We start from the raw sequence: 25,127 nt of genomic DNA, 5'->3' as shown, positions 1-25,127 counted from the left end.
GACCTGCAACCCATGGCAAACCCCTACCGCGAACTATTCAACGCCCCAGGCAGCAGAGCTTTTGTACTGGCGGGGATGATCGCGCGCATGCCGATTTCCATGACTGGCATCGGCCTGATCACCATGCTCTCGCAATTGCAGGGCGGCTATGGATTGGCCGGCGCGGTGGCGGCGACGTTTGCCCTGGCCACGGCGTTTTGCGCACCGCAGGTGTCGCGGCTGGTGGACCGTTTCGGGCAGCGGCGGATCTTGCCGGTGTCGGCGCTGGTCGGTGGCGGGGCGTTGCTGATGGTGTTGCTGTGCACCCGTTTGCAGGCGCCGCAGTGGACGTTGTTTGTGTTCGCCGCGCTGGCCGGTTGCATGCCAAGCATGTCGGCCATGGTGCGGGCGCGCTGGACCGAGTTGTATCGCGGTCAGCCGCAATTGCAAACCGCCTATGCCCTGGAGTCGGTGCTCGATGAAGTCTGCTTCATTGTCGGGCCGCCGTTGTCAGTGGGGTTATGCGTGGTGGCGTTTCCCGAGGCCGGGCCGTTGGCGGCGTTGCTGATGCTGGCGTTTGGGGTTACGGCATTTGTCCTGCAACGTGGCACCGAGCCGCCGGTGCATCCCCACGAGGAACATCACTTGGGCTCGATGATTCGTTCCGTCGAGATTCAATTGCTGATGCTGTTGATGGTCGCCATGGGCACCATCGTCGGCGTGGTGGACGTGGTCAGTGTGGCCTTTGCCCAGCAACAGGGCCAACCGGCGGCGGCGAGTATTGTGCTGTCGGTGTATGCCATCGGCTCGTGCCTGGCCGGGCTGGCGTTCGGGGCGTTGCGCTCGAAAGTGCCATTGCCGCGATTGTTTCTGTACGGCGGGGTGGCGACGGCGGTGACCACGTTACCGTTGCTGCTGGCGGCGAACATTCTCGGGTTGTCGCTGGCGGTGTTCGTCGCGGGGTTGTTCTTTGCGCCGACGCTGATTGTCGCGATGGCCCTGGTGGAGCAAATCGTCCCGCCGGCCAAACTCACCGAAGGCCTGACGTGGCTGGTCACCGGGTTGAGCATCGGCGTAGCCATCGGCGCTGCCAGTTCCGGGTGGCTGGTGGATGCGTTTGGTGCGCGTAGCGGGTTCTGGGTGGCGATTGCGGCGGGGGCGGTGGTGCTCGGTTCCGCAGTGCAAAGTTTCCGCCATTTGAAATAGAGAATAAATGTGGGAGCGCGCAAGTCGAATCGTCGCACCGCCGCTCCCACATTGGATCTATGACTAATTCAAGGCGTGCCTCATCCGTTCTCTAATACAGACAACTTTTGAGGTAAGCCCGGTGACCCAGCTGACATTGCTCTGCCTGCCCTATTCGGGCGCGAGTGCCATGGTCTACAGCCGCTGGCGGCGCAAACTGCCGGAGTGGCTCAAGCTGCAGCCCGTGGAATTGCCAGGACGTGGCGCCCGGTTTGGCGAACCCTTGCACACCGACATGCGGCGGCTGGCGTTGCAACTGGCCCGTGAACAAATGGCCACGCTCAAGGCGCCGTACGCGTTGTTCGGCCATAGCCTTGGCGCGTTGCTGGCCTGCGAGATGGCCCATGCGCTTCGCTCGCTGGGCTGCCCGGAGCCGGTGGCGCTGTTCGCTTCGGGCACCGCCGCGCCAACGATGCGTGCCGACTACGACCGGGGTTTTGCCGAACCGAAAACGGATGCCGAACTGATCGAGCAGTTGCGCACGCTCAATGGCACCAGCGAAGAAGTGCTGGCCAATGAAGAGCTGATGAGTCTGACCCTGCCGGTGCTGCGTGCGGACTTTCTCCTCTGTGGGCGTTTCGAGCCAATCCAGCGCCCGTTGCTCAAATGCCCGGTACACGTGCTCGGCGGCAATGCCGACCGCGCCACCACCGAGCAGTTGATCGGCTGGAGCAAGGAAACCCGCGGCAGTTTTTCCGTGGACATGCTCGCCGGCGGCCATTTCTTCATCCATGAGCAAGAGGCCAAGGTGCTGCGGGTGATCAAGGATCAGCTTGAGGTTCATCATCGGCGGCATGCCATGGCCGCCAGCGCCTGACTCGGTCAATGTGGGAGCGGGCTTGCTCGCGAATGCGGTTAATCATTCAACTTTAATGTTGGCTGACCCACCGCTTTCGCGAGCAAGCCCGCTCCCACATTTCGTTTTGCACCAATCTCATACTCTGCGTTCCACCTCCTTTCTGATACTTGTTCTCATTCGCTAATTTTTCCCGTCTGCATTCGTTTTATAGGGACGACGTGCCTTTGTGCTTCCTGCCTACTGAACCGGATGCTAAGAAATGAATGCTGAAGACTCCTTGAAACTTGCTCGCCGGTTTATCGGGTTGCCCCTGGAAAAGCGCCAGATGTTCCTTGCGGCCTTGCAAAAGGAAGGTGTTGATTTCGCCCGGTTTCCGATTCCTGCCGGCGTAGAAGCCGAAGATCGCCAGGCGTTGTCGTACGCCCAGCAACGCATGTGGTTTCTCTGGCAGCTGGACCCGCAAAGTGGTGCCTATAACCTGCCGGGCGCGGTGCGTCTGACCGGGCGTTTGCACCTGACAGCGTTGGAGCAGGCCTTCGCCAGTCTGGTGGCGCGTCACGAAACCCTGCGCACGGTGTTTCAACCTCAGGCCGACGACACCTTGCAGCAAGTGCCGGCCGCAGCGCCGCTGGTGATCGAGCAGGTGGATTTCAGCGCCTTGCCCACCATCGAGCGAGAACAGGCCGTGGCCCGGGCGGCCGGGCAGCAATCGGTGCTGCCCTTCGACCTGGCGGTCGGCCCCTTGCTGCGGGTGACCTTGCTCAAGCTCGCCGATCAGGAACATGTCCTGCTGCTGACCCTGCACCACATCGTTTCCGACGGCTGGTCGATGAACGTGCTGATCGACGAATTCATCCGTTGCTACGACGCCTTCGAGGCGGGCGCACAACCGCAACTCGCACCCTTGCCGATCCAGTACAGCGACTATGCGTTGTGGCAACGTCGCTGGCTGGAAGCCGGTGAGCAAGCGCGCCAACTCGACTACTGGCAGGCGCAACTGGGGGACGAGCATCCGGTACTGGAACTGCCCACCGATCATCCGCGCCCGGCGATGCCGAGCTATCGCGGGACTCGCTACGAATTCGCGGTCGACGCGCAGTTGGCCGAGCAACTGCGGGCCACGGCGCAGAAACACAACATCACCTTATTCATGCTGCTGCTCGGCGCCTTCAATGTGCTGCTGCACCGCTACACCGGGCAGACCGACATCCGCGTCGGCGTGCCGATCGCCAACCGCAACCGCGCCGAGATCGAAGGCCTGATCGGCTTCTTCGTCAACACTCAAGTGCTGCGCACTCAACTCGACGGTCAGACTCGGGTCGACGATCTGCTGCGCGCCATCAAGGAAACCGCCCTCGGTGCCCAGGCCCATCAGGACTTGCCGTTCGAGCGCCTGGTCGAAGCCCTGAAACTCGAACGCAGCCTCAGCCACACGCCGCTGTTCCAGGTGATGTACAACCACCAGCCGCAGGTCGCGGACATCTCCACCGTCAGCACCGCCTCCGGTCTGGCGCTGGGCGTGATCGAGTGGGAAGGGCGCACCACCCAGTTCGACCTGACCCTCGACACTTACGAGAAGGGCGGCAAGCTGCACGCCGCGCTGACCTACGCCAACGACCTGTTCGACGCCACGACCATTGCGCGCATGGCGCAGCACTGGACGCATCTGTTGCAGGGCATGGTCAGCGATACGCAGCAACGCATCAGTGATTTGCCGCTGCTGGAGAAAGCCGAGTATCAGCGCATCGTGCATGACTGGAATCGCGCGGACGAAAGCTTCGCTCAAGACCTGTGCATTCATCAGTTGATCAGCCAACAAGTCGCCACAAACCCGACGGCACTGGCAGTGACCTTCGCGACCCAACAGCTGACTTACAACGAACTCGACACTCAGGCCAATCGCCTGGCGCACAAACTGATCGAACTGGGCGTGGGCCCGGAAGTCCGGGTCGGTGTGGCGATGCAGCGTTCCGACAGCTTGCTGGTGGCTTTGCTCGCGGTGCTCAAGGCCGGTGGCGCCTACGTGCCGCTGGACCCGGATTACCCAGCCGAACGCGTTGCCTACATGCTCGAAGACAGCCGCGCTCTGGTGCTGCTGACCGAACAGGCGGTTGCCGCGACATTGAACGTGACGGCCGATACTCAAGTCTTGCTGATGGACGACATCGAATCGGTGCTGGCCGCTTACCCGAGCAACGCGCCGACCACTCGCGTCACGCCGGATAACCTGGCCTACGTGATCTACACCTCCGGCTCCACCGGCAAACCCAAAGGCGTGGCCATCGCCCATCGCAACGTGCTGGCGCTGATCGACTGGTCGAAATCGGTCTACAGCCGCGACGACATTCAAGGCGTTTTGGCGTCCACCTCGGTGTGTTTCGACCTGTCGGTGTGGGAGCTGTTCGTGACCCTGGCCAACGGCGGCTCGGTGATCATCGCCCGCAATGCTCTGGAGTTGCCGCAGCTGCCAGCCCGGGATCAGGTGCGACTGATCAACACCGTGCCGTCGGCGATCAATGCGTTGCAGCGCGACGGGCAGATTCCGCCGAGCGTGCGCATCATTAATCTGGCCGGCGAGCCGTTGAAGCAAAGCCTGGTGGACGCGCTGTATCAGCAGCCGACCGTCGAGCACGTCTACGATCTTTACGGCCCGTCGGAAGACACCACCTATTCGACCTGGACCCGTCGCGAGGCGGGTGGCGTCGCCAACATCGGCCGCCCCCTCAAGCACACCGCCAGTTATTTGCTGGATGCCGATCTGCAACCGGTGCCGCAAGGCGTGTCGGCCGAGCTGTACCTGAGCGGCGCCGGCATCACGCGCGGTTACCTGGCACGGCCGGGCATGACTGCCGAAAAATATGTGCCGAACCCGTTCACCAGTAACGGCGAGCGCTTGTACCGCACCGGCGACCTGACTCGTTATCAGGCCGACGGCTCGTTGCAATACGTCGGGCGCATCGACCATCAGGTCAAGGTCCGTGGCTTCCGTATCGAGCTGGGTGAAATCGAAGCGCGGCTGCTGCAACAGGACGCGGTTCGCGAACTGGCGGTGCTGGCCCAGGACAGTGTCAACGGTCAGCAACTGGTGGCTTACATCGTGCCGACCGATTCGGCAGTGCTGGCCGATACCGACGCGCAAGCGACCCTGCGTGAAACCCTCAAGGCCGCTCTACGCCAGCACTTGCCGGACTACATGATCCCGGCATTTTTGCTGTTTCTCGATCACCTGCCGCTGACGCCCAACGGCAAACTCGACCGCAAGGCCTTGCCGGCGGTGGACGGCTCTCAACAACAACGGCAACACGTCGCGCCGCGCAGCGCCCTGGAAAAATCCCTCGCGGCGATCTGGCAAGACGTGCTGACCATCAACAACGTCGGTCTGGAAGACAACTTCTTCGAACTGGGTGGTGACTCCATCGTGTCCATGCAAGTGGTCAGCCGCGCCCGCCAGGCCGGGATCGTGTTGAGTCCCAAGGATCTGTTCCAGCACCAGACCATCCGCAGCCTGGCCCAGGCCGCCCGCAGTGGCGAACAACAGCTGATCGACCAGGGCCCGGCCGTGGGCGCAGTGGCGTTGGCGCCGGTGCAGCAGTGGTTCTTCGAGCAAGCGATCCCCGAGTGTCAGCACTGGAACCAGTCGCTGCTGCTGGTACCGCGCGAGCCGTTGAATATCGAGGCGCTGGATCAGGCCTTGGTGAAACTGCTGACGCACCACGATGGTTTGCGCTTGCGTTACCAACAGACCGACAGCGGTTGGCAGCAGGCCTATGCCGCGCCGACCACGGAGACAGTGTTGTGGCAGCGCCAGGCGCAGTCGGTTGCAGAACTCAATGCCTTGTGTGACGAGGCCCAGCGCAGTCTGGATTTGAAAGAGGGCCCGTTGCTGCGGGCACTGTTGGTGGCAATGGCCGACGGCACCGAGCGTTTGCTGCTGGTCATCCACCACTTGGCGGTGGATGGCGTGTCCTGGCGCGTGTTGCTGGAAGATCTTCAGCAGTTCTACAACGGCGGCGCTTCAATGGCGAAAACCAGCACGTATCAGCGCTGGGTCGCCCGTCTACAGGATCATCTGCCAGACTTTGAACACAGCCTCGATCACTGGCAGAGCCAACTACAAAACGCGCCCGTCGATCTGCCGTGCGAGCGCCCGAATGGCGCGCTGGAAAACCGCTTCGAAGAGAAACTCGAACTCAAATTCGACGCAGAACAAACCCGCAAACTGCTGCAACAGGCCCCGGCGGCCTATCGCACCCAGGTCAACGACTTGCTGCTGACGGCGTTGGCACGGGCGGTTTGCGGCTGGAGCGGGCAGGGCAGCACGCTGATCCAGCTTGAAGGCCATGGCCGCGAAGACTTGTTCGACGGCATCGATCTGACCCGCACCGTCGGTTGGTTCACCAGCCTGTTCCCGGTCAACCTGACGCCTGCCGGCGACGTCGGCACGTCGATCAAAACCGTCAAGGAACAGCTGCGCGCCTTGCCGGACAAAGGCCTGGGCTACGGCGCGCTGCGCTACCTCGGCACCCCGGCGATGCGCGCGGAACTGGCGGCGTTACCGCAACCGCGCATCACCTTCAATTATTTGGGGCAGTTCGACCGTCAGTTCGACGATGGCGCGTTATTCACTCCGTCCACCGAAGGCAGCGGCGTGGCGCAAGATCCGTCGGCACCGCTGGGTAACTGGCTGACGATTGAAGGCCAGGTCTACGGGGGCGAATTGTCCCTGAGCTGGGGCTTCAGCCGCGAGATGTTCGACACCGCGACCATCCAGCGTCTGGCGGATGATTACGCGCTGGAGCTCAACGCGCTGATCGAGCATTGCTGTGCCCTTGAAGCACCGCAAGCCACGCCGTCGGACTTCCCGCTGGCGCGGATCAATCAAGCACAACTCGACGCATTGCCGGTTGTCGTTGCGACCCTCGAAGACCTTTATCCACTGTCGCCGATGCAGCAGGGCATGTTGTTCCACACCCTGTACGAACCCGAAGTCGGCGCCTACATCAGCCAATTGCGCCTGGACATCCAGGGCCTCGACCCAAAACGCTTCGCTGACGCCTGGCAAGCCGCCGTCGAGCGTCACGATATTCTGCGCAGCAGCTTCCACTGGCAGGGGCTGGATACCGCGCACCAGGTGATTGCTCGCCAAGTGGCGCTGCCGCTTGAAGTGCTTGAAGCGACCGATGCCGATGCGTTGGCCGACGCCGAACGCGCCCAGGGTTTTGTACTGGGCACGGCGCCACTGTTCCGCTTGAAACTGGTGCGTACTGGCGCTGACGCCTGGCACCTGATCTACACCAGCCACCACATTTTGATGGACGGCTGGAGCAACGCGCAGTTGCTCTCCGAAGTGATCCAGCACTATGCGGCCGGGCAATCGCTGACGGCGCCGACTGGGCAGTACCGCGATTATCTGGGTTGGTTGCAGCAGCAGTCGGCCGCGGCTGGCGAGCAATTCTGGACCGCCGCATTGGCACCGCTGGAAGCACCCACGTTGCTCGCCGAGGCCTTGCGTCCACCCGTGGGCGCCGAGGGCAGCGAGGACTATCGCGTGGCGTTGGACAGCCGCGCGACCCAGCGTCTGGCCGAGTTCGCCCGTCAGCAGAAAGTCACCCTCAACACCCTGTTGCAAGCGGCCTGGAGCCTGTTGCTGCAACGCTATACCGGCCAAGACTGCGTGGTGTTCGGCGCTACCGTGGCGGGCCGATCGGCGCCACTGCCGGGGATCGAAGAGCAACTGGGACTGTTCATCAACACGCTGCCGCTGGTGTGCGCGATGAAGCCGGATCAGACCGTCAGCCAATGGCTGAGCGAGTTGCAAGGCCTGAACCTGGCCATGCGCGAGTTCGAGCATGTGCCGCTTTACGACATTCAGGGTTGGGCGGGGCAGCAGGGTTCGACGTTGTTCGACAGTCTGCTGGTATTCGAAAACTTCCCGGTGGCCGAAGCGCTGAAGCAGGGCGCACCGGCCGGGTTGTCGTTCGGCAACCTGCACAACCACGAGCGCACCCACTATCCGTTGACCTTGGGCATCGAGTTGGGCGAAGGCCTGGGCCTGGACTTCAGCTACGACGCGGCGCGGTTCAGTGCTGCTCAGGTCGCCGGGTTGTCGACCAATTTGCAGCATCTGTTGGTGCAATTGGTCGCAGCGCCGGACGCGGCATTGGGCACGCTGGAACTGCTCGATCAGGCCGGCAAAAACGCTGTGCTCGCGGTTAGCCAACCGGCCTCGGTTGAGTTATCTACAACGCTTTTGGTGCACGAACAAATCGCGGCTCAGGCCGCCGCCACTCCGCATGCAATGGCCTTGCAGGTCAATGGTCAGTCCTTGAGTTACGGCCAATTGAACGCCCAGGCCAACCGCCTGGCCCATCGGCTGATCGACAACGGTGCCGGTCCCTGCACGCGTGTCGGTCTTGCCGTGCGTCGTGGTCCGCAGTTGATCGTCAGCCTGTTGGCGGTACTGAAAAGCGGCGCGGCCTATGTGCCTCTGGACCCGAACTACCCGGCTGAACGCCTGAGCTACATGATCGACGACAGCCGTCTCAACGTGCTGCTGTGCGAATCCGGTCTGCTGGACGATTTGCCTCTGCCGGTGGAATTGCGTCTTTTGAGCCTGGATGAGTCGTTCGGTTATCCCGACAGCAATCCGCAGAATCACGCGGTCGCCGAAGATCTGGCTTACGTCATCTACACCTCTGGCTCCACCGGCCAACCTAAAGGCGTGGCCATCGCCCATGCTGCGTTGCGTGAGTTCTGCCAGACCGCCGCCGATTACTCGGTGTTGTCGGCGGCGGACCGCGTGTTGCAGTTCGCGACTTTCAGTTTCGATGGCTTCGTCGAACAGTGCTTCCCGGCGTTGTGCGTCGGCGCGGCGTTGATCATGCGCGGCGATGAGTTGTGGGATGCGGGCCGACTGGCCGCCGAAATCGTCCAGCAAAATGTGACCGTCGCGGACTTGCCGGCGGCATATTGGTATTTGCTGGCCCGCGAATGTGCCAGCGGTGCGGTGCGCAGCCTGGGCAATTTGCGTCAGGTTCACGTCGGCGGCGAAGCGATGTCGGTGGAAGGTTTGCGCCTGTGGCATCAGGCCGGTTTGAGCCACGTGCGACTGCTCAACACCTACGGCCCGACCGAGGCGACTGTGGTGTCCAGTGTGCATGAGTGCCGCTTGGAGGATGCCAGCGACGCCTTTGGCATTCCGATTGGTCGGGCCATCGCTGGCCGCGCATTGTATGTGCTGGACGCAGCGGGTCAGTTACTGCCCAACGGTGGCGTTGGCGAACTGTGCATCGGCGCTCCGGCCAGCCTGGCGCAAAGCTACTTCGACCGCCCGGCGCTGACCGCCGAACGTTTCCTGCCGGACCCGTTCGCCCGTGAACCGGGCGCGCGGCTGTACCGCAGCGGCGACCTGGCGCGCTACAACGCCCATGGCGATCTGGAATACGTCGGGCGCATCGACCATCAAGTGAAGATTCGCGGTTTCCGCATTGAAATGGGCGAAATCGAAGCCTGCTTGCAAGCCCGGGACGACGTGCGCGAAGCGGCGGTCATCGCACAGGACGGCACGCAATTGGTGGCGTACATCGTGGCCAGCGGCGCGGTGGTTTCTCAGGTTGAATACCTGGAAGGGCTCAAAGCTGTTTTGCGCCAGTCGCTGCCGGAATACATGGTGCCAAGCCACTTGATCCTGCTGGCGAGATTGCCGCTCAACAACAACGGCAAGCTCGACCGCAAAGCCTTGCCGCGCGCTGAAGCCGGCGATGCGCAACGCGAGTTCGTGGCCCCGGCCGAAGGGCTGGAAACGCACCTGGCGCTGATCTGGCAGGACGTGTTGCAGGTCGAACGCGTGGGTCGCGACGACAACTTCTTCGAGCTGGGCGGGCACTCGTTGCTGGTGCTTCAGGTGATCTCCCGCGTACGTCAGCAATTGCAGCTTGAACTGTCGGTGAGCAGCCTGTTCTCTGCGGCGAATCTGGCGGAGTTTGCCGAGCGTGCAGCAGTGGCGAACGTCAGCGGCCAACCGGTCCTGCAACGCGCGCCGGTCGATCAGCCGCAGATTCTTTCTTATGCCCAGCAACGCCAATGGATTCTCTGGCAACTGGACCCACAAAGCTCGGCCTACAACATTCCAGCCGCGCTACGCCTGAAAGGAACGCTGAATCGCGAAGCCCTGCGCGCAGCCTTCGCTCAATTGCAGGCCCGTCACCAAACCCTGCTTACGACCTTCGAACAGGATGGTCAGCAGGCCCGCCCGCTCGTGCACGCCGACATGCCGTTGCAGTTGAATGAGCGTCAACTCGATCAAGCGTCGATCGACACCGCCGTGGCCGAAGAAATCGCCCGGCCGTTCGACCTGCGCAACGGTCCGCTGTGGCGAGTGTTGCTGCTGCAAGTCGGCGCCGACGACCATGTGCTGGTGCTCACCGTGCATCACATTGCCGCCGATGGCTGGTCGATGCAGGTCATGGTCGATGAGTTCAGTGCGTTGTATCAGGCCGCCGTTGAAGGCAAAGCTGCGAATGTGTCGAGCCTGCCGGTGAACTACAGCGACTACGCCCGTTGGCAGCGTGACTGGCTGGAGGCCGGCGAGGGTGCGCGGCAATTGGCATGGTGGCGCGAACAACTGGCGGGCAGCCAGGCACCCCTTGAGTTGCCGAGTGAACTGACCCGTCCGGCCCGTCGTACCGAGCGCGGGGCGACCCTGGCGCTGAACGTCGACCGCGCGTTGCTGGCCGGTTTGCGCCAACGAGCCCAGGAACAACAGGTGACGTTGTTCATGCTGTTGCTGGCGAGTTTCCAGACCTTGCTGCATCGCCAGAGCGGGCAGTCGAGCATCAGCGTCGGCGTGCCGAGCGCCGGACGTTCGCGCATCGAAACCGAAGGCCTGATCGGCTTCTTTATCAACACCCAGGTGCTGCGTGCCGAGATCGACGGGCAGCAACCGTTCAGTACATTGCTGCAACAGGTCAAACAGGTCGCGTTGGGTGCACAGGCGAATCAGGACTTGCCGTTCGAGCAGTTGGTCGATGCCTTGCAGCCGGACCGCAGCCTCAATCACAGCCCGCTTTTCCAGGTGCTCTACAACCATCAACAGCAGTTGGGCGCCAGCGTCGAACGTGCGGTGGCGGACATGCAGGTCGAACGTCTGCATTGGCAGCAACACACCACTCAGTTCGACCTGGTGCTCGATACTCAGGAGCAGGGCGAAACGCTCGACGCCAGCCTGACCTACGCCACCGATCTGTACGACGAAGCGTCCATGCAACGCCTCGCTGAGCAATGGCTGAACCTGTTGCGAGCGGTGGTTGCCGATCCGCAGCAGCGCGTCGCCGAACTGCCGTTGCTGGAAACGCCGCACTACGATGCGTTGATCCAGCACTGGAACCCAGCGTTCCAGGCGCAACCGCCGTCGCCGACCTTGCATCAGTTGTTCGAAGTCCAGGCTGCCCAGCGACCGGACTCAATTGCGCTGGTCTACGAAGGCGAGCAACTGACCTACGCCGCGCTCAATGCCCGGGCCAACCGATTGGCGCGCAAACTGCGTGAACAGGGCGTCGACCCCGAAGTGCGGGTCGGCATTGCCACCGAGCGGGCGATGCCGCTGGTGGTCGGTTTGCTGGCGATTCTCAAGGCTGGCGGCGCTTATGTGCCGCTGGATCCGCAATACCCGGCCGAGCGTCTGAACTACATGATCGAAGACAGCGGCATCACGCTGCTGTTGACCCAACAACACCTGATCGACGGTTTGCCGTCCCGCGACGGCGTGCAGGTGCTGAGCCTGGAGTCGTTGCAACTGGACGCTTACAGCGCCGATAACCTGCCAGGGCTGGCGACCCCGGACAACCTGGCGTATGTCATCTACACCTCCGGCTCCACCGGGCGACCGAAAGGCGCATTGCTCAGCCATGGCAACGTCGGACGTCTGCTGTCCGCCACCGCTGGCGAGTTCAACTTCGGCCCGGACGATGTCTGGACGCTGTTCCACTCCTACGCCTTCGATTTCTCGGTATGGGAGCTGTTTGGCTCGCTGTGCTCCGGCGGGCGTCTGGTGATCGTGCCGTATTACATCAGCCGCGAGCCGCAAGAGTTCCACCGCTTGCTCTGTGATGAAGGCGTGACGGTGTTGAACCAGACCCCGACCGCCTTCCGCCAATTGCTGCCGATTGCCTGCGCCAGCGAACGCAACCTGGCGCTGCGTCAGGTGATTTTCGGTGGCGAAGCCCTGGAAGTCGCGAGCCTGCGTCCATGGTTCGAGCGCTTCGGCGACCAGCAGCCAACCCTGGTCAACATGTACGGCATCACCGAAACCACCGTGCACGTGACCTACCGTGCCATCCGCCTGGCTGACCTCGATGGCAAGGCCCAGAGCCCGATCGGCTTGCCGATTCGCGACCTGCGCTGGTACTTGCTCGACAGCCAGTTGCAACCGGTGCCGGTGGGCGTGGCGGGCGAGTTGTACATCGCCGGTGCTGGTCTGGCGCGGGGTTATCACGGGCGTTTCGGCCTGACTGCCGAGCGCTTTGTGCCGAGCCCGTTCGATGCCTCGCAGCGCCTCTATCGCAGTGGCGACCTGGCTCGCCAGCGCGCCGACGGCAGCATCGATTACCTCGGACGCATCGACCAGCAAGTGAAGATCCGTGGTTTCCGCATCGAGCTGGGCGAAATCGAGGCTGCATTGCTGGCTCAGCCGGGCGTGCGTCAAGCGGTGTTGAGCGTGCATTCCGGCGATGGCGGGCCGCAGCTGTGCGCCTACGTCGTCGCAGAGCAAACCCCGCACGACCCGATTGCCTGGCGCGACAACCTGCGCACCGCGCTCAAGGTCGACCTGCCGGATTACATGGTGCCGAGTCACTGGCTGCTGCTGGATGCCTTGCCCCTGACCGGTAACGGCAAGCTCGACCGCAAGGCCTTGCCGGTGCCCGATGCCGAGGACTGGCAACGACCGTTCGAAGCTCCCGAAGGCGATCTCGAACGGCAACTGGCGGCTATCTGGGCCGACGTGCTGGGCGTGGCGCAGATCGGCCGGCGCGACAACTTCTTCGAATTGGGCGGGCATTCGCTGCTCGCCGCCCAGGCCAGCGCCCGTGTGGAACTGGAACTGGGCATCGAGCTGCCGCTGCGCGCGCTGTTCGAGTCCAACGACCTTCAGGCTTATGCCGCCATGGCCGGGCAACAAGCCCCGGCTGACAACGATGCACGTCTTGATGCGCTTGAGTCGCTTCTCGACGAGATGGAGATCAACTGATGGAACACACCACTGCCCAGCGCATCGCCACCCGCTTCGCCGGCCTGCCTGCCGACAAGCGCCGCGAGTTTCTGCAACGCATGCAAGAGCAGGGCGTGAGCTTCGGCCAACTGCCGATTCCGCCTGCTGCCGAACCGCAAGCGAGTTTCGAACTGTCGTACGCGCAGCAGCGCCAATGGTTCCTTTGGCAGCTCGATCCGCAAAGCTCGGCGTACAACATTCCTGCCGCCCTGCGTTTGCACGGGCCGCTGAATGTCGCGGCGTTGCAGCAGAGTTTCGATGTGTTGCTGGAGCGTCACCAGAGCTTGCGCAGCCGTTTCGTCGAGGACGATGGTCAAGTCGTTCAGACCCTGGCCGAGTTCACTTCGCTGCCGATCGAACAGATTGACCTGCGCGGGCAATCTGAGGATCAACGCCTCGATTTGGCGATGAACAGCGTCGAGCAGGAAATCGCCCGGCCATTCGATTTGCAGCACGGTCCGCTGTTGCGGGTCAGCCTGTTGCAGCTCGATACCGAGGATCATGTGCTGCTGCTGACCTTGCACCACATCGTCACCGACGGCTGGTCGATGGGCGTGTTGGTCGAGGAGTTTTCCCGACTCTATGCCGCCCATTGCCAAGGGCAGGGTGCTGCGCTGGAAGCACTGCCAATTCAATATTCCGACTACGCGATGTGGCAGCGCCGCTGGATGGAAGCGGGCGAACTGGAGCGTCAGCTCAACTGGTGGCGTGAAACACTGGGCAGCGAACAACCGCTGCTCGAATTGCCCACCGACCGCCCGCGCCCAGCGCAACCGAGCCAACGCGGCGCGCGTCTGGACTTCGCCCTCGACGCGACCCTGGCCAGCGGCTTGATGACCTTGGCCAAACAGCGCGGTGTCACGCCGTTCATGCTGTTGCTGGCGAGCTTCCAGGCGTTGCTCTATCGCTACAGCGGTCAGTCCGACCTGCGCATCGGCGTGCCGATTGCCAATCGTAATCGTGCGGAAACCCGTGGCCTGATCGGCTTCTTCGTCAACACCCAGGTCATGCGTGCGGAGCTCGATGGCCGTCTGCCGTTCAGTCAGTTACTCGACCAGACCCGCGCCGCTTCGCTGGATGCCCAGGCCTATCAGGACCTGCCGTTCGAGCGTCTGGTGCAAGCGCTGCAAGGTGAACGCAGCCTCAGCCACAGCCCGCTGTTCCAAGTGATGTTCAACCACCAGCAAGCCAAACCGGCAGCGGTCAGCGGCTTGCTCGCCGGCCTGCGCGTCGAAGCGCTGAACGCCACGGCGCACACCACGCAATTCGACCTGCAACTGGATACTCAGGAAGAAGGCGACAAGCTGTTCGCCAGCCTGACTTACGCCACCGATCTGTTCGACGCCGAGCGCATCGAACACTTGGTTCGTCACTGGCGCAACTTGCTGGCCGGCGTGCTGGCGAACCCGCAATGTCCGCTCGCCGAGTTGCCATTGCTGGATGCCGACGAGCGCCTGCGCATTCTTGATGACCTCAATGACACGGCTCAGGCGTATCCGGGCGAAGTCTGCGTGCAGCGCCATTTCGAAGAACGCGTGATTGAAAACGCTGAAGCGACAGCGCTGGTGTTCCAGGGGCAGAGCCTGAGTTACGCCGAGCTGAACCTGCGCGCCAACCGAGTGGCCCATCACTTGCGCGCCCAGGGTGTCGGCCCGGAAGTGCTGGTGGGGATTGCTTGCGACCGCTCTTTTGAAATGGTTGTCGGCCTGCTGGCGATTCTCAAGGCCGGTGGCGCCTATGTGCCGCTGGACCCGGAATACCCGCTCGATCGCTTGAGCTACATGATCGAAGACAGCGGCATTTCGTTGTTGCTGACTCAGGAACATTTGCTGGCGCAACTGCCAACCCCGGACAACGTGCGCACCTTGTGCCTGCATGCCGAGGCCGATTGGCTGAGCGACTTGCCGAGCACGGATCTTACGAACCTTGCCGTCGCAGAAAACCTCGCCTATGTGATTTACACCTCCGGTTCCACCGGCAAACCCAAAGGCGCAGGCAACCGCCATATCGCCCTGCATAACCGTCTGGAGTGGATGCAGGAAGCCTACAACCTGCTGCCGAGCGACCGCGTGCTGCAAAAAACGCCGTTCAGTTTTGACGTGTCGGTGTGGGAGTTTTTCTGGCCGCTGATGAAGGGCGCGACCCTGGTCATCGCTGCACCGGGTGAGCATCGCGATCCGCAACGCCTCGCCGCATTGATCGTCGAGCAGGCGATCACCACGCTGCACTTCGTGCCGTCGATGCTTTCGGCGTTTATCGGTGCCGATGAGTCGTTGGCCTGCACCTCGCTGACTCGCATTATTTGCAGCGGCGAAGCACTGCCGATGGAGCTGCAACGTCAAACCCTGCGCAGCCTGCCGCAAGCGAATTTGTACAACCTGTACGGCCCGACCGAAGCGGCCGTCGACGTGACCCATTGGACCTGCGTGGAAGAGGGTCGCGACAGCGTGCCGATCGGCCGTCCCATCGCCAACCTGCGCACCTGCATTCTCGACAGTGAACTGCAACCCTTGCCGCTGGGCGCGGTGGGCGAGTTGTACCTCGGCGGCGTCGGTCTGGCTCGCGGTTACCACCGTCGTGGCGCACTGACCGCCGAGCGTTTTGTGGTCGACCCGTTCGGCAGCGGCGAGCGTCTGTACCGCACCGGTGACCTGGCGCGCTATCGCGCCGATGGCGCCATCGACTACTGCGGCCGCATCGACCATCAAGTGAAGATTCGCGGCTTGCGCATCGAGCTGGGGGAAATCGAAGCGCGTCTGCAAGAACATGCCGACGTGCAGGAAGCCGTGGTGTTGGCCCTCGATGGCCCGAGCGGCAAGCAATTGGTCGCGTACCTGGTGCCGCAGAATCGCGCACTGCTCGACGCCACTACCGAGCAACAAGGCGCCTGGCGCGAAACTCTGAAAAGCCATTTGCTCGCCAGCCTGCCGGATTACATGGTGCCGGCGCAAACCGTGCTGATCGAGCAGATGCCCCTGAGCCCCAACGGCAAACTTGACCGCAAGCGCCTGCCAGCGCCGACTGCACAGGTCAGCCAGCGCGCGTTCGAAGCGCCACGCAGCGAGCACGAGCAAGTGCTGGCGCAGATCTGGCAGGACGTGTTGGGCGTGGAGCAAGTCGGGCGTCAGGACAACTTCTTCGAACTGGGCGGCGACTCGATCATTTCGATTCAGGTGGTCAGCCGTGCCCGTCGTGCCGGCCTGAGCCTGCAACCGCGCGACCTGTTCCAACAACAGACCTTGCAAGCCCTGGCCGCTGTCGTGAAAGAACAAGCGGCGCCGCTGGCGCAACAAGGACCGGTGGACGGTGTGCAAAAGCTCACGCCGATTCAGCGCTGGTTCTTCGACGAGCCGATCCCGCAACGCGCGCACTGGAACCAGGCCGTGTTGCTGGTGCCGCGTGAAACCCTCGAATTGCCTCGCCTGCAAGCCGCGCTGCAACGTCTGCTCAAGCAACACGACGCCCTGCGTCTGCGCTTCAGTCAGGTGGACGGCCAATGGTCGGCACGCTATGTCGGTGCTGACAGTGCCGATGTTATCGACATGCTCTGGACCGCTCGCGTGGCCAGTGATGCATCGCTGGAGTCAGTGTGTGACGAAGCCCAGCGCAGCCTCAGTCTGCAAGACGGGCCGTTGCTGCGAGTGGCGTTGATTGCTCAAGCCGATGGTTCGCAACGCTTGCTGTTGGTGATCCATCACTTGGCGGTGGACGGTGTGTCCTGGCGCGTATTGCTGGAAGACTTGCACGCCGCTTACCAAGGGCAAGACCTGCCGCCGAAGACCAGCGCCTTCCAGGCGTGGGCCGACAAACTCGACGCCTATGCACGCTCCGACGCTGCCGTCAGCGAACTGAACTGGTGGCAAACTCAACTGACCGATGCCAGCGACTCGTTGCCAGCCGCCAACGCCCAGGCCAGTCAGGCCGGGCATCTGCGCCAAGGCGTCAGCATCGGTCTGGACCGCGAGCAGACTCGCCAATTGCTGCAACAGGCGCCGGCGATCTATCGCACTCAGGTCAACGACTTGTTGTTGACGGCGCTGGCCCGCACCCTCAGCCGCTGGACCGGCAACGAATCGGCATTGATCCAGCTCGAAGGCCACGGCCGCGAAGAGCTGTTCGATGACATCGACCTGACCCGCACCGTCGGCTGGTTCTCCAGCCTGTTCCCGGTGCGCCTGACACCGACCACCGACCTCGCGGGTTCGATCAAGGCAATCAAACAGCAACTGCGCGAAATTCCCGGCAAAGGCATGGGCTACGGCCTGTTGCGCTACATGGGCGATGCCACGAGCCAAGCGGCATTGGCCGCGCTACCGCAAGCGCGGGTCACCTTCAACTACCTCGGGCAGTTCGACCAGAGCTTTGCCGAGGACGCACTGTTCACCCCGGCCAAGGAATCCAGCGGCGCCGCGCAATCGGCGGACGCACCGTTGCCCAACTGGCTGTCGGTGGATGGCCAGGTGTATGGCGGCGAACTGAAACTCGACTGGACCTTCAGCCGCGAATGCTTCGACCGCAACGAAATCGAAACCCTGGCCGCGAACTTCCGTAATGAATTGCTGGCGCTGATCGCCCATTGCCTGAGCGATGGCGCAGGCGGCGTGACCCCGGCGGACTTCCCGTTGGCGCGCCTCACCCAAGCACAACTCGACGGCCTGCCGGTGCCGCCGGCGCAAATCGAGGACGTGTATCCGCTGTCGCCGATGCAGGCGGGCTTGTTGTTCCACAGCCTCTACGAATCGGATTCCGGCGCGTATGTGAACCAGCTCAGCGTCGAAGCTCGCGGGCTCGACTCCGAGCGTTTGGGCCGCGCCTGGCAAGCGGTGCTCGACACGCATCCGATCTTGCGCAGCAGTTTCCACTTCCCTGACGGCTTCGACGCGCCGGTGCAATTGGTGCATCGTCATCTGCAATTGCCGCTTACCTGCCTCGATTGGCGCAGCCGTGGCGATCAAGCCGAAGCATTGGCGCAATTGATCGACAGCGAACGCCTGCAACTCGATTCGACCCAGGCACCGTTGATGCGCTTGACCCTGGTGCGACTCGACGATGAGCGTCAGCAACTGATCTACACCCACCATCACTTGTTGCTCGATGGCTGGAGTAACTCGCTGCTGTTGAGCGAAGTCTTGCAGCGTTATGCCGGGCAAGAAGTGCAAGCGCCAACCGGACGTTTTGCCGACTACATTGGTTGGCTGCAACGTCAGGATGCCCAGGCCGACGAGCTGTTCTGGCGCGAGCAACTGGCAACCCTGGACAACCCGACGCTGTTGGCGCAGAGCCTGGCCCATGGCGACAGCAACAACCTGTCGACGGCGGCATTTGCCGACCATCGCCAGACCTTCGATGTCGCCACCAGCCAGCGTTTCAGCGAGTTTGCCCGGCAGCAAAAAGTCACCCTAAACACCTTGGTCCAAGGTGCCTGGGCAATCTTGCTGCAACGCTACAGCGGCCAACGCAGCGTTGCGTTTGGCGCGACAGTGGCGGGGCGTCCGGTGGACTTGCCCGGTGCTGAAAGCCAGCTCGGTCTGTTCATCAACACCTTGCCGGTGATCAGCAGCCCGGACGCGGTCGAAAGCGTCGGCCAGTGGCTGACCCGTTTGCAGGCGCAGAACCTGGAGTTGCGTGAACATGAGTTCACTGCGTTGGGTGACATTCAGCGTTGGGCCGGTCGTGCCGGTGAGCCGCTGTTCGACAGCCTGCTGGTGTTCGAAAACTTCCCGGTGGCCGAAGCGTTACAACAGGGTGCGCCGGCCGGGTTGAGCTTCTCGATTCCACAGAACCACGAACGCACCAACTTCCCGCTGACGTTGGCGGCCAATGCCGAAAGTCAGTTGAGCCTGAACTGGAGCTACCAATGCGCCCACTTCAGCAGCGAAGCCATTGCCCGCATGAGCGAGCATTTGGCTGCGCTGCTGGCGGCGATGGTCGCCGCGCCACAGGCTGCATTGAGTGAACTGGACCTGCTGACCGCGCCGGAACGTGCGCAGCAATTGCTGGAATGGAACCCACCGTTCACCGTGGCGGAAAACCCGCTGTGCGTGCATCAGTTGATCGAGGCCCAGGCCGTTACCCGACCGGACGCCACGGCGCTGATCTTCAACGATCTGGAATTGAGCTTCGACGAACTCAACCGTCGCGCCAACCGTTTGGCCCATCACCTGCGCGCACTGGGTATCGGCCCGGAAGTGCGGGTCGGCCTGTCGATGCAGCGCTCGCCGGAGATGATCATCGGCCTGTTGGCGATCCTCAAGGCTGGCGGCGCCTACGTGCCGCTGGACCCGGCCTACCCAGCCGAACGGCTGCGCTATCTGATGGAAGACAGCGGCATATCGCTGCTGATCAGCCAATCGTGGCTACGGGACAAACTGCCCTTGCCGCAAGGCCTGTCGGTGCTGGAAATCGACCGCGAACCGCTGGAGTTCATGGCGGATACCAACCCGGTCAACCTCACCTGCGGCGAAAACCTCGCGTACCTGATTTACACCTCGGGCTCCACCGGCCGGCCGAAAGGCGTCAGCGTGGCCCATGGTCCGCTGGCCATGCATTGCCTGTCGATCGGCGAGTTGTACGGCATGACGCCGGACGATCGCGAACTGCAATTTGCTTCGATCAGCTTCGACGGCGCCCACGAACGTTGGCTGACGCCACTGGTGTTCGGTTCGGCGGTAATGCCGCGCGACGACGAGTTGTGGAGCGTGGAGCGCACCTGTGCCGAGATCGAAAAACACGGCATCACCATCGCCTGCTTCACCCCGACCTATCTATCGCAGATCGCCGATTTCATGGGCGAAGCGGGGCGTGATTTGCCGATCCGTTCCTACACCCCGTGCGGTGAAGGCATGGCCAAGCACGCGTTCGATGAAGTCCAGCAGGTGCTGCAACCCAAGCGCTTGATCAACGGCTACGGCCCGACCGAAACGGTGATCACGCCGCTGATCTGGCTGGCGTACCCGGATACCGAATTCGACTCGGCGTTCATGCCGATTGGCCGGCCGGTCGGTAACCGCAGCGCCTACATTCTGGACGGCAGCTTGCAGCCGCTACCGGTCGGCGTGGCGGGTGAGTTGTACCTGGGCGGCGAGGGCGTCGCGCGGGGTTACCATCAACGTCCGGACCTGACCGCTGAACGTTTCGTGCCGGACCCATTCGTGCCGGGTGGGCGTTTGTATCGCAGCGGCGACCTCGCACGGTTCCGCGCCGACGGCGTCGTTGAATACCTCGGCCGCATCGACCAGCAAGTGAAGATTCGCGGGTTCCGCATCGAACTCGGCGAAATCGAAGCCTGCTTGCTTGAACACGAAGGCGTGCGTGAAGCCTTTGTGATTGACCGTGAAGGCCCGGTAAGCCGGCAGTTGGTCGGTTACGTGGTGCCGCGCGATCCGCTCACCGATGAGCACGATTTGCGTGAAGCGCTGACGTCTCACCTGCGCAGCCGTCTGCCGGCGCACATGCTGCCGGCGCATTTGATGTGCCTGGCCGCGCTGCCGCTGACGCCGAACGGCAAGCTTGATCGTCAAGGTTTGCCGGCGCCTGAAGCATCGCGTCAGAATCAGGATCAAGTGGCCGCCGCGTCGCCGGCCGAAGCGCTGCTGGTGGAAATCTGGCAAGAACTGCTGGGGCTGGAGTCGGTGGGTGTCACCGAGAACTTCTTCGAACTGGGCGGTGACTCGATCATTTCCCTGCAAGCGGTGAGTCGTGCCGGGCAGCGCGGGTTGGTGTTCAGTCCGAAGCAACTGTTCGAGCAGCAGACTATTCGTGCTTTGGCTGCTGTAGCCAGCAGTCGTGAAGCGGCGTTGATCGAAGCGCCAAAAGTCGAGGCTTTTGCCTTAGTTCCGCACATAGCGCCGCACATCGACATCGCCGCCCGCGAGGGGTTGCAAGACCTGTATCCGCTGTCGCCAATGCAGCAAGGCATGCTGTTCCATTGCCTCGATTCGCCGGAGCTGAACCCTTACGTCAACCAGTTGAGCGTGGCGGTGGACGGTTTGCAGGTGCCGCGTTTCCGTGCCGCTTGGAAAACCCTGGTCGAGCGTCATGAAGTGCTGCGCGCAGCATTCCGCTGGCGCGATGGTTTGGCCGATCCGCTGCAAGCGGTGTTCGCTGACGTCGAGTTACCGATCGAAGAACTCGACTGGCGCGACCGAACCGACACCGAACAGGCGTTGAGTGAACTGGCAGCTGCGGAACAGGCAAAAGGCTTCGACCTGAGCTGCCCGCCGTTGATGCGTTTTATCCTGGTTCGCCTGGGTGACGACCGTTACCAGATGATCTGGATCTACCATCACCTGCTGCTGGACGGCTGGAGTGCTTCGCGTCTGCTGGGCGACATGCTGCGCCTGTACCACAACGACAGCCTGCCAACCCTGACCGGTCGCTACGCCGACTACATCGCCTGGCTGCAACGCCAGGACGGCGCACAGGCCGAAGGCTTCTGGCGCGAGCGCCTGGCGTTGCTGGAAGAGCCAACCATTCTGGCCAAGGCCTCGGGTGCCGCAGGTTCCGGTCACGGCGTGATGTACAGCAACCTCGACGCCGAGGCGACGCGCAAGCTGCACACGTTCGCCAAGCGTCAACGCGTGACGCTGAACACGCTGGTGCAAGGCGCCTGGCTGTTGCTGTTGCAACGCCACAGCGGCCAACGCAGCGTGGCGTTCGGCGCCACAGTGGCGGGGCGTCCGACCGGACTGGCTGGTGCCCAGGACATGCTGGGTTTGTTCATCAACACCTTGCCGGTGATCCAGACCCTCGACCCGCAACAACCGCTGGGCGAGTGGCTGCGTGCCTTACAGGATTACAACCTGATGGTGCGCGACTACGAGCACACGCCGTTGTCGGACATCCAGCGTTGGGCCGGGCAGGGTGGCCAGGGCTTGTTCGACAGCATCATCGTGTTCGAAAACCATCCGGTGGACCGTGCCTTGCGCGGTGGCGAGGAAGGTGAGCTGCGTTTTGCCGAAGTCGGCAGCGGCGGGGTGACCAACTTCCCGATGGACTTGATGGTCAGCGCCAACGAAGAAGGTCTGGAAGTCGAATACCTGTTCCTGCGCGATCGCTTCAGCGAGCAGGAAGTGGAACGGATTCGTGCACAACTGGAAGGCTTGCTGCGTGCGTTGCCGGAGGACGCCGCTTGCCTGCTCGGCAATATTGGCTTGCCGGAAGCACTGATCAGCCTGCCGCAAGCGCCTACCGATGACGCCGATCTGCTGCACGCCTTCAATCAGTTTGTACAAACCCAGCCGCAGAAAATCGCCTTGTTCTGTGAGGATCGGGAAGTCAGTTACGCCGAGCTTGAAGCTCAGGCCAACGGGCTGGCGCAGCAACTGATCACACGCGGCATCGGGCCGGAAAGTCTGGTGGCGGTGGCGTTGCCCCGTTCCGAACGCACCATCGTTGCATTCCTCGCGGTGCTTAAAGCAGGTGCGGCTTATCTGCCTTTGGACCTGGCATACCCAGCCGAGCGACTGGCTTACATGCTCAGCGATTCAGCCGCCAGCCTGTTGCTGTGCGACAGCGATCTCGGTGAACGCCTGACCTTAGCCGCCAGCCCACCACGCTTGTTGCTCGATCAACTGACCGTTGTCGACAGCGCCGAGTGCCCGGTTTCCAACCCGCTTCCGGGGCATCTCGCGTACCTGATCTACACCTCCGGTTCCACCGGCCAGCCGAAAGGCGTGGCCGTGGCCCGGGGGCCGATTGCCCGGCATTGCCGCGGCATCATCGAGCTCTACGAACTGGCACCGCGCAGCCGCGAGCTGCACTTCATGTCGTTCGCTTTCGACGGTGCCCAGGAGCGTTGGCTGAGTGTGCTGTTGGCCGGCGGCAGTCTGGTGATTCGCGATGACAGTTTGTGGACGCCGGAACAAACCCTGGACGTGCTGCATCGCCACAGCGTGACCGTGGCGTGCTTCCCGCCGGCGTACCTGCAACAGATGGCCGAGGTGGCCGAACGTTTGGGCAATCCGCCGGCGGTTGAGGTGTATTGCTTTGGTGGTGACGCGGTGCCGGAGGCCAGTTTCGAGCAGGTCAAACGTGCGTTGCGTCCGCAGCGTCTGGTCAATGGCTACGGCCCGACCGAAACCGTGGTCACGCCGCTGTTGTGGCGCGCCGAAGCCAGCGAAACCTGCGATGCGGCCTATGCGCCAATCGGACGTGGTGTCGCCGGGCGTGGTTTGTACGTGCTAGATGCCGACCTTAATCCGTTGCCGGTCGGTGTCAGCGGCGAGTTGTATTTGGGCGGCGAATGCCTGGCCCGTGGTTACCATCAGCGTCCCGGCATGAGTGCCGAACGATTCATCCCCGATCCGTTCGAGGCGGGTGGTCGCATGTACCGCACCGGCGACCTGGTGCGCCAGCGTGAGTGCGGGTTGATCGACTACCTGGGGCGTCTCGACCAGCAAGTGAAGATCCGTGGTTTCCGCATCGAACTGGGCGAAATCGAAGCGCGTCTGCGCAACTGCGCCGGCGTGCAGGATGCCGCCGTGGTGGTGCACGACACGCCGACCGGCAAGCAGTTGGTCGGTTATGTGGTGGCGGCCGGTGCTGTTGGGCTGGATCGTCGCTTGAAGTCTGAACTGCAAGCGCAACTGCCGGACTACATGGTGCCGGCGCGAATCCTGGTGCTGGAGCGCTTCCCGCTGTCGGCCAACGGCAAGCTCGACCGTCGCGCACTGCCTACACCTGAATGGGCGCTCGGTGGATATCGCGCACCGCGCAACGATTTGGAAACGGCGCTGACGGCAATCTGGCAAGAAGTGCTCGGCGTGCCGCAAGTGGGCATCGACGACAACTTCTTCGAACTCGGTGGCGACTCGTTGCAGGTGCTCAAAGTCATCTCACGGGTACGCAGTCAGCCGCAACTGGGCTTCGAATTGAAGCTGCGGGATTTGATGCAGAAACCGTGCATCGCTGAACTCAGTGGCTATCAGGTTGTGGAGCAGGCGTCTGCGCCTGACCCGTTGCTGGCGCTGAATGCGCGGATTCCAAACGTGCCGGCGTTGTTCTGCCTGCACGCCGGTTTCGGCACGGTGTTCGACTACGAACCGCTGGCCCGTCGACTGGAAGGACGGCGCACGGTGTATGGCCTGCAATGCCGCATGTTGCTCGATCCGCAATGGCAGGACGAGTCGCTGCTGGCGATGGCCAGGGCTTACGCGCAACGGATTCGCGCGCAGCAACCTGAAGGCCCGTATTACTTGCTCGGTTGGTCATTGGGCGGGGCGTTGACGCAACTGGTTGCTCACGAACTGGAAAGCCAGGGTGAGACGGTCGCGTTTGCCGGGTTGGTCGACAGCTACGTGGCGGGTACCGCAGAAGCGGGGGACTGGCGCGAGGACCTGGGGGACTTCCTGAAGTTTGTGCTGGGGCTGCCAGCCGATGAGGCTCAGGCGCTGATCGCACTGAAAGCCGCTGAGCTGAATGAGCGCGAGGGCGCCATCGCGGTGATCGAGGCGGCCATGCACGGTTCCAATGAGCAAGCCGCGTTGGGCGCGGGCGAACTCACGCAGATCTTCGCCACCGGTTCACGCCTCAAGCAACTGGCGCTGGCGCATCGGCAGTTACCGCCGATTCAGGTCACGGCGCATCGCTGGTGGGTGGCGGAACGCGACGACGAACGTCGGGTGTTCGAGGCGCAGGTCGGCCGCCATGGCGTTGATCGTTTGTTGGCCGGTGGGCACTACGAGCTGTTGCGCGGTGATGAGTTGCTCGACGAGCTGGAAGACCTGTTGGAACGCAGGCTGGTTATCGCGTAACCCCTGTGGGAGCGGCGGTGCGGCGATCCGACTTGCTCGTGAATGCGGTGTGTCAGCAACATTAATGTCGACTGACACTCCCTCT

General features: G+C 62.8%; 4 protein-coding genes. All 4 read left to right on the top strand.

Annotation, left to right across the window (positions count from 1 at the left end; all coding sequences use genetic code 11):
* Positions 1-12 precede the first annotated feature (12 nt).
* The 4 genes from ACA055_RS20675 to ACA055_RS20660 all read left to right on the top strand — a co-directional run bounded on the left by ACA055_RS20675 (position 13) and on the right by ACA055_RS20660 (position 25,042).
* On the top strand, positions 13-1,185 hold the full coding sequence (locus ACA055_RS20675; protein ID WP_497680335.1) for an MFS transporter: 1,173 nt from the start codon (positions 13-15) through the stop codon (positions 1,183-1,185).
* 121 nt (positions 1,186-1,306) lie between these two features.
* Positions 1,307-2,041, top strand: a complete 735-nt coding sequence (locus tag ACA055_RS20670) for a thioesterase II family protein (protein ID WP_497680334.1) — start codon at positions 1,307-1,309, stop codon at positions 2,039-2,041.
* A gap of 241 nt (positions 2,042-2,282) precedes the next feature.
* The gene (locus ACA055_RS20665) at positions 2,283-13,268 is read left to right on the top strand and encodes a non-ribosomal peptide synthase/polyketide synthase (RefSeq protein WP_497680333.1); all 10,986 of its coding nucleotides are present in this window, start codon (positions 2,283-2,285) and stop codon (positions 13,266-13,268) included.
* A complete protein-coding gene (locus ACA055_RS20660; protein WP_497680332.1) occupies positions 13,268-25,042 on the top strand; it encodes a non-ribosomal peptide synthase/polyketide synthase in 11,775 nt (3,924 codons plus the stop codon). Before ACA055_RS20665 ends, ACA055_RS20660 begins: the two co-directional genes overlap by 1 nt.
* The last annotated feature ends 85 nt before the right edge of the window (positions 25,043-25,127 follow it).

The sequence above is a fragment of the Pseudomonas sp. LBUM1657 genome (assembly GCF_059716075.1).
Note: the sequence above shows the minus strand (reverse complement) of the source record. Positions and strands in the feature narration are given on the sequence as shown.

Coding starts and splice junctions, on each gene's coding strand:
- ACA055_RS20675 (WP_497680335.1), top strand. CDS start 13: ATGGCAAACCCCTACCGCGAACTATTCAACGCCCCAGGCAGCAGAGCT.
- ACA055_RS20665 (WP_497680333.1), top strand. CDS start 2,283: ATGAATGCTGAAGACTCCTTGAAACTTGCTCGCCGGTTTATCGGGTTG.
- ACA055_RS20660 (WP_497680332.1), top strand. CDS start 13,268: ATGGAACACACCACTGCCCAGCGCATCGCCACCCGCTTCGCCGGCCTG.